Origin of the sequence: Corynebacterium sp. ACRQP (assembly GCF_022345915.1) — a bacterium.
GTDB lineage: Bacteria > Actinomycetota > Actinomycetes > Mycobacteriales > Mycobacteriaceae > Corynebacterium > Corynebacterium lehmanniae.
Genome location: NZ_JAKRMZ010000038.1, coordinates 1 through 7,135, shown reverse-complemented (window position 1 = coordinate 7,135; position 7,135 = coordinate 1). Strand labels below are relative to the sequence as shown.

7 protein-coding genes and 1 tRNA gene are annotated in these 7,135 nt (G+C 64.7%); 2 read left to right on the top strand and 6 right to left on the bottom strand.

Translation table 11 applies throughout. The features are described from left to right. Positions 1-120: 120 nt before the first annotated feature. A tRNA-Arg gene (locus MHY23_RS11680) sits at positions 121-196 on the bottom strand. 118 nt (positions 197-314) lie between these two features. On the opposite strand from MHY23_RS11680, the gene MHY23_RS11675 reads away from it, so the two are divergent. Beyond that, positions 315-1,013 (top strand): hemolysin III family protein, encoded by a 699-nt coding sequence (locus MHY23_RS11675; RefSeq protein WP_239307687.1) that lies wholly within the window; start codon positions 315-317, stop codon positions 1,011-1,013. 16 nt (positions 1,014-1,029) lie between these two features. Beyond that, positions 1,030-1,863, top strand: coding sequence for a DUF1906 domain-containing protein (locus tag MHY23_RS11670; protein WP_370645856.1), 834 nt, complete (start codon positions 1,030-1,032; stop codon positions 1,861-1,863). Between the two features lie 60 nt (positions 1,864-1,923). On the opposite strand, the gene MHY23_RS11665 is transcribed toward MHY23_RS11670, so the two are convergent. The 5 genes from MHY23_RS11665 to MHY23_RS11645 form a co-directional block, all read right to left on the bottom strand. After that, positions 1,924-3,573: a cation acetate symporter gene (locus MHY23_RS11665; protein WP_239307685.1), complete on the bottom strand. Its 1,650-nt coding sequence runs from the start codon at positions 3,571-3,573 to the stop codon at positions 1,924-1,926. A 3-nt stretch (positions 3,574-3,576) separates the two neighbouring features. Further along, positions 3,577-3,915 (bottom strand): DUF485 domain-containing protein, encoded by a 339-nt coding sequence (locus MHY23_RS11660; RefSeq protein WP_181890168.1) that lies wholly within the window; start codon positions 3,913-3,915, stop codon positions 3,577-3,579. Between the two features lie 191 nt (positions 3,916-4,106). Further along, positions 4,107-4,934 carry an aldo/keto reductase gene (locus MHY23_RS11655; protein WP_239307684.1) on the bottom strand — a complete coding sequence of 276 codons (828 nt, stop codon included), beginning with the start codon at positions 4,932-4,934 and terminating at the stop codon, positions 4,107-4,109. Between the two features lie 9 nt (positions 4,935-4,943). Next, positions 4,944-5,303: an FKBP-type peptidyl-prolyl cis-trans isomerase gene (locus tag MHY23_RS11650; protein ID WP_239307683.1), complete on the bottom strand. Its 360-nt coding sequence runs from the start codon at positions 5,301-5,303 to the stop codon at positions 4,944-4,946. 172 nt (positions 5,304-5,475) lie between these two features. Then, on the bottom strand, positions 5,476-6,771 hold the full coding sequence (locus MHY23_RS11645; RefSeq protein ID WP_239307682.1) for a citrate synthase: 1,296 nt from the start codon (positions 6,769-6,771) through the stop codon (positions 5,476-5,478). Positions 6,772-7,135 lie beyond the last annotated feature (364 nt).

The window sequence follows — 7,135 nt, the reverse complement described above, 5'->3', positions numbered from 1 at the left end:
GGCGACCCACCACTTCACCCCAAATGAACAGAACCGGCACCCCAGAACAAAAACAACTGGGATGCCGGTCCGTCCAGCATGTCGCGACTCATGCGTCAAGCATGACGCGACTCATGACAATGGCGCCCCCGGTAGGAATCGAACCTACGACACCTTCTTTAGGAGAGAAGTGCTCTATCCACTGAGCTACGGAGGCAACGGCGTAAGAGTACCGCAGCGGTTGCCCGCGCCGAAAACAGGCTCGCAAGCCCTTCCGCCGCAACCTACGGTCCGGTAGGGTTTGAGCTAAAAGCCCCCTACCCTGCGAGGTGCCCATGACCGCCCTCAAGACAGGCCAAGTCCAGCGCACGTATGTGGTCGCGGACCGCGGCGACCGGCCAGCCGTGCGCGGCTGGTTCCACCTCGTCGCCGCCGCCCTGTCGGCCATCTCCTCGGCCGTGCTGATCACGTTCGGCTGGATGACCCTGCCGTGGCCGCAGGCCCTCGGCGTAACCATCTACGGCGCCGGCGTGGTGCTGCTGTTCGCCGTCTCCGCGATGTACCACCGCTGGCCCTGGCGCTCGCCCGGGGCGGTGCAGTGGTGGCGCCGAGCAGACCACGCCACCATCTCGGTGTTCATCGCCGCCACCTACACCCCGCTGTGCCTGATCGTGTTCGAGCCGCGCACCGCCGCGATCATGCTGGCGGTGGCGTGGGCGGGCGGCATCGGCGGGGCCGTGCTCAACCTGGTGTGGATCAACCACCCGCGGTGGCTCGACGTCGTGGTCTACGTGGGGCTGGGCTGGATCATTGTGCCGCTGTTGCCAACACTGTGGAGCTCGGCCGGCCCCGCGGTGGTGTGGCTACTGTTCGCCGGCGGCGTGGTCTACACGCTCGGCGCACTGGTGTACGGCTTCAAGTGGCCGGGGCGTTCCGCGCGCTACTACGGCTACCACGAGCACTTCCACACCGCGACCGTCGTCGCCGCCGTGTGCCACCTTGTGGCCATTTGGATGGTGGTTGTGGGCCAATGAGACTAGAGTGACGCATGTGACTACCTTTAATCGCCGCACGTTCCTCAAGTCCGCGGGCGCCGCAGCCGCCACCGCAGCACTCGCCGGCAGTGCCTCAGCCGCCCTCTCCCCCGCCGCCCAGGCGCAGCAGCGCCGGGTGCTTGGCACGGTGGTGGATTACTCGGCTGGCGTGCCGTCGGCAAGCGCTGTGAAAGCCGCGGGCCACATGGGCGCGGTGCGCTACGTCTCCGACCGCCGCCCCGGCGCCGAGTGGATGCGCGGCAAGCCGGTGACCATCGGCGAGACCCGCGACTACAAGGCCAACGGCCTCGCCGTCGCGTCGGTGTACCAGTTCGGCCGCGCCGAGACCGCCGACTGGAAGCGCGGCGCGCTCGGTGCCGCCGCCCACGCGCCGAAGGCGATGGCGCTGCACACCGCCGCCGGCGGGCCGCAAGGCCGCCCGATCTACGTGGCTATCGACGACAACCCCACCCTCGAGCAGTTCAACAACCAGATCAGCCCGTACCTGAAGGCGATGGGCACCGCGTTCAGCGCCGCCGGGTACCAACTCGGTGTGTACGGCAACTACTACACCATCGCGTGGTGCCTGGAGGACGGCATCGGCTCCTACTTCTGGCAGCACGACTGGGGCTCCCAGGGCAAGATCCACCCGCGCGCGAACATCCACCAGGTGCGCGGGCAGCAAGCAACTATCCAGGGGATTCAGGTGGACATCAACAACGTCTACGCCTCCGACTGGGGCCAGTGGACCCCGGGCCAGGCCTCCACGCTGACCGACATGACGCCGGACGACTGGTCCAACCTGCTCCAGGGCAGCAGCCAGCTGTCGTCCTCGCTGTTCAGAAGGTAGCGCAACAAAAAATGGCCCGGACAAACCGGGCCATTTTCTATTGCCAACTCAAGCGGCGCTCTAGTGGTCGACGGGAGCTTCGACGCCGACGCCGGTCAGGGAGCGGACCTCCATCTCAGCCTGCAGCTCGTCGAAGTTGTCCGGCTTACCCAGGTAGGTGCCGACGATGCCGGCCAGGAAGCCGAGCGGGATGGACACCAGGCCCGGGCTCGTCAGCGGGAAGATAGCCCAGTCGGCGTTGGGGAACATCGCGGTCGGGCTGCCGGAGACCGCCGGCGACAGGACGATCAGCACCAGCGCGGAGATCAGGCCGGTGTAGATCGACGCCACCGCACCGGTGGTGTTGAAGCGCTTCCAGTACAGGGAGTACAGGATGGTCGGCAGGTTCGCGGACGCCGCGGTGGCGAACGCCAGGGAGACCAGGAAGGCCACGTTCTGCTGCATCGCCAGAATGCCCAGGACGATGGCGACAATGCCCAAGATCACCACGGTGATGCGGGAGACGCGGACCTGCTCTTCTTCGGTGGCTTGGCCGTCGCGAAGCACAGCGTCGTAGACGTCGTGGGCGATGGAGGCCGAGGCGGTGATGGCCAGGCCGGCGACCACCGCAAGCACCGTCGCGAAGGCGACCGCGGAGATCAGCGCCATGAAGATGGAGCCGCCGAGCTCGAATGCGAGCAGCGGGGCCGCCGAGTTCGCGCCGCCGGGGGCGGCGAGGATGCGGTCCGGACCGACGAAGGCGGCCGCAGCGTAACCCAGGATCAGAGTGAGCAGGTAGAAGGAACCGATGAGCACGATCGCCCAGGTCACGGACTTACGCGCCTCCTTGGCGGTGGGCACGGTGTAGAAGCGCATCAGCACGTGCGGCAGACCCGCGGTGCCGAGCACCAGCGACAGGCCAAGGGAGACGAAGTCCAGCTTGGTGGTGGTGGTCTTGCCGTACTTCAGGCCCGGCTTCATAATATCCTCGGCCTGGTAGCCCTTCTCCGCGATGTAGCTGGAGGCAGAGTGGGTGTCGATGGCCTGATCGAACACGGCGGTCAGGCCGCCCTTAGCCATGATGAACGCCAGAACCGACATGATCAGCACGCCGGCGATGAGCAGCACGGCCTTGATCATCTGCACATACGTGGTGCCCTTCATGCCGCCGACCAGGACGTAGATGATCATGATCACGCCGACGATGCCCACGCAGATCGCCTGCGCGGTAAAGGAGTGCAGGTTCAGCAGCACGGACACCAGCGAGCCGGCGCCTGCCATCTGGGCGATCAGGTAGAACAGCGACACGAACAGGGTGCCGAACGCGGCGGCGACGCGCACCGGCTTCTGGCGCAGGCGGAACGACAGCACGTCCGCCATGGTGAAGCGGCCGACGTTACGCAGTGGCTCGGCCACGAGCAGCAGCGCTACCAGCCACGCCACGAAGAAGCCGATGGAGTACAAAAAGCCGTCGTAGCCGTTGAGCGCGATTGAACCGACGATGCCGAGGAAGGATGCGGCGGACAGGTAGTCGCCGGCGATGGCGAGGCCATTTTGCGTGCCACTAAACGACGCACCGCCGGTGTAGAAGTCCGCGGATTCGCTGGTGGTCTTTCCGGCGCGGGTCACGATGTAGAGCGTGACCACGATGAAGGCGCCGAAAATGGCGATGTTGAGCAGCGGGTTGCCGGTTTCTTGCCCGGTTTCGGCTGCGAGCAGGTGGGTCTGCATGGTTTAGCCCTCCATCTCTTCGCGGATGTGAGCCGCGCGCGGCTCAATGTTCTTGTTCGCCCACTTCACGTAGATCCAGGTGATCAAAAACGTGGTGAAAAACTGCGCCAAGCCGAGCCAGAGGCCGACGTTGAGGCCAAGGAAGTCCTTGGCCATCACGTCGGGGGCGAAGGTGGCGAAGACGACGTAGAAGACGTACCAGAGGAACGCCGCGATCATCACTGGGAAGGTGAATCCGCGGAACGTGCCTCGCAGGTCCTGGAATTCGGGGCTTTGCTGCATGGCCACGAACTCGTCAGGAGTTGGTTCGCGGCGTTGCGGGACAGCGGTGGAACCGGCCATGGCCTCGATCCTTTCTAGTGCACGGGAATATGAACGTTGCCGCGCCGGAAGTATGTGATCTCCGACTCAACAATGTGAATGTAACCTATCACACAATAACATGTGTAGTGTTCTGCAAATCTCTCCCAGTTCCGCGCAAAGAAAAACCACCCGGCCGCGAGCAACGCAGCCGGGTGGCGAAAAAGCAATCCCTAGCCCGGGAAAGTCAGCGGGTCGCCGGAGAGGCGCTCGCCTGCAACCCCGTCGAGGGCGGCGACATCCTCGCTGTCCAGCGTGATGCCCACCGCGCCAAGGTTTTCCTCCAGGCGCTTCAGGTTGGCGGTCTTCGGCACCACGGAGCAGCCGAGCTGCATCAGGTAGGCCAGCGAGACCTGCGCCGGGGTGGCTCCGTGCTTGTCGGCCACTGCCTGAATGGCCGGGTCGTCGAAGTTGCCGCCGCGCGCGAGCGGCGCCCACGCCTCGGTCACGATGTCGTGCTCGTCGTGGTAGGCGCGCAGCTCGGGCTGGGTGAACCCGGCGTGCAGCTCCACCTGGTTGAGCACCGGGGTGATGCCGGTGGCCGCGATGATCTCGTCGAGCACCTCCGGGTAGAAGTTGGCCACGCCAGCGGACTGCAGCCGGCCCATGCCCTGCAGTTCCGCGATCTGTTCGAAGGCCTTGACGTAGGTGCCGTGCTGCGGCCACGGCCAGTGCACGAGGTAGAGGTCAATGAACTCGAGGTCGAGGCGCTCGAGCGACTCCTGGTAGGCCTCGGCCACGCGCTCCTGGTCGTCGTTCCACAGCTTGGTGGTCACGAACAGTTCTTCGCGCGTGACGTCGCCGGCTTTGATCGCGGCGTTGATGGCCTTGCCCACCTCGACCTCGTTGCCGTAGAGCGCGGCGGTGTCGATGTGGCGGTAGCCGAGCTCGATCGCGGTGCGCACGATCGGCTCCACCTCGTCGCCGGTCAGCTTGTAGGTGCCCAGGCCGAGGAGGGGGAAATCGTAGCCGTCGTTAAGTGTGGTGACCGGGATGCGCATGGCAGCCTCCTAGCTGGCGTCGAGCAGGTCGATGATGAACACGAGGGTGCGGCCGGACAGCGGGTGCCCGCCGCCTGCGGGGCCGTATGCTTTCTCCGGCGGAATGGTCAGTTGGCGACGGCCGCCAACCTTCATGCCGGGGATGCCTTCCTGCCAGCCCTGGATCAGGCCGGTGAGCGGGAAATCTGCGGCCTCGCCGCGGTCCCAGGAGGAGTCGAACTCCTCGCCCGTTTCAAAGTCCACGCCAAGGTAGTGGACCTTGACAAACCCGCCGGCCACGGCCTCTGCGCCCTCGCCGACAGTGATGTCCTCGATGACGAGGTCTGCAGGCGCCGAGCCTTCCGGCTTGTCGATGAACGGCTTTTCCATAGCGTTGAAACTCCTTGCAAATTATGTGGGCAGTTTGCGCGACCCAATACAAAACCGCCGAGAACTTCCTCCCGAAAGTATAAGGGAAGTGCAATTCTCGGCGGTGGAGCGCCGAAGCATGCTGCTTATCGACGCCCTTCGGTTGCCCTAGCGGTTGGTCTAGCGCCTGAAACTAGCGCTGGTCGCGCGGCACGAATTCGCGCTGCTGGTAGCCGGTGTAGATCTGGCGCGGGCGGTTGATCTTGGTGTTCATCTCCAGCTGCTCGCGGTACTGGGCGATCCAGCCCGGCAGGCGGCCGATGGCGAACAGGACGGTGAAGAAGTCCGTCGGGAAGCCCATGGCGCGGTAGATCAGGCCGGTGTAGAAGTCGACGTTCGGGTAGAGCTTGCGCTGGATGAAGTACTCGTCGTTGAGCGCGATCTCCTCGAGCTTCATGGCCAGGTCCAGCAGCTCGTCGCCGCCGAGGTGCTCGAGCACCTCGTGCGCGGTGTCCTTCACAATGGCGGCACGCGGGTCGTAGTTCTTGTACACGCGGTGGCCGAAGCCCATCAGGCGCACGCCCTTTTCCTTGTTCTTCACGCGGTTCATGAAGTCGGTGGCGTCGCCGTCGTGGTTGTTCTTGATGTCCTCGAGCATCTCCAGCACGGCCTGGTTTGCGCCGCCGTGCAGCGGGCCGGCCAGGGCGTTGATGCCACCGGCGATGGAGACGAACATGTTGGCCTGGGCCGAGGCGATCATGCGCACGGTGGAGGTGGAGCAGTTCTGCTCGTGGTCCGCGTGCAGGATGAGCAGCTTGTCCAGGGCCTTGGTCAGCACCGGGTCGACGTGGTAGTCCTCGGTCGGGTACCCGAACATCATGCGCATGAAGTTCTCGCGCGGGTTCAGGGAGTTGTCCGGGTACATGTACGGCTTGCCGCGGGATGCGCGGTAGGCGTACGCGGCGAGCATCGGTACCTTGGCCATGAGGCGCACGGTTGCCTTATCCAGCTGCTCCTCGTCCAGCGGGTCGAGCTGGTCCTGGTAGTAGGCGGAGAGAATGTTCACCGAGGAGGCGAGCACGGCCATCGGGTGGGCGTTGCGCGGGAAGATGTTGAACGCGGCCTTGAAGTCCTCGTCCAGCAGGGTGTGGTGGCGCAGCTCGGAGTTGAAGTTGTCCAGCTCGTCGGTGGTGGGCAACTCGCCGTTGATCAGCAGGTAGGACACCTCGTTGAAAGTGGCGTTTTCTGCCAGGTCAGCGATGTCGTAGCCACGGTAGCGCAGGATGCCTTCGTCGCCGTCGATGTAGGTGATCTTGGACTCGGTGGAGCCGGTGGAGACGTAGCCGGGGTCGAAGGTGACCAGGCCGGTTTCGCCGAGAAGCTTGCCCAGCACGACGCCGTCGTTGCCTTCGGTGGCGCGCATGATGTCCATCTCGTACTCGCCGCCCGGGTAGTGGAGTACGGCCTTGTCCTTGTTCTCAGTAGCCACTGATTTCCCCTTCCAGGTAGTTTTCTCGGCTGTCTTCGGGATACCTCCCGGCAACCTGTTTTTACGTAAGGCACTGTATCAAAGTTTGTGACCCGTCTGACAACATTGGCAACTGTCTGGACACACCACAGATAACCGGGCGGGTACGCCCGCTGGTGCGGGCACGTCCGTTAAGCTGGTCGGGTATCTGCCCGGCGGAAAGGTGACGTATGCGCGAGCTGCACTTCTTGGAAGAAGAGTCGACGGAGACGTTTTTCGTCCTCCGCGACGAGAACGGGATGCGTTACCAGTTGGCGCGCACCGAGCTTGAGCCCTCGCTTCTCGACGGCGCCCCCGTCACCGATTCCGTCACTGCCCCCGCCAC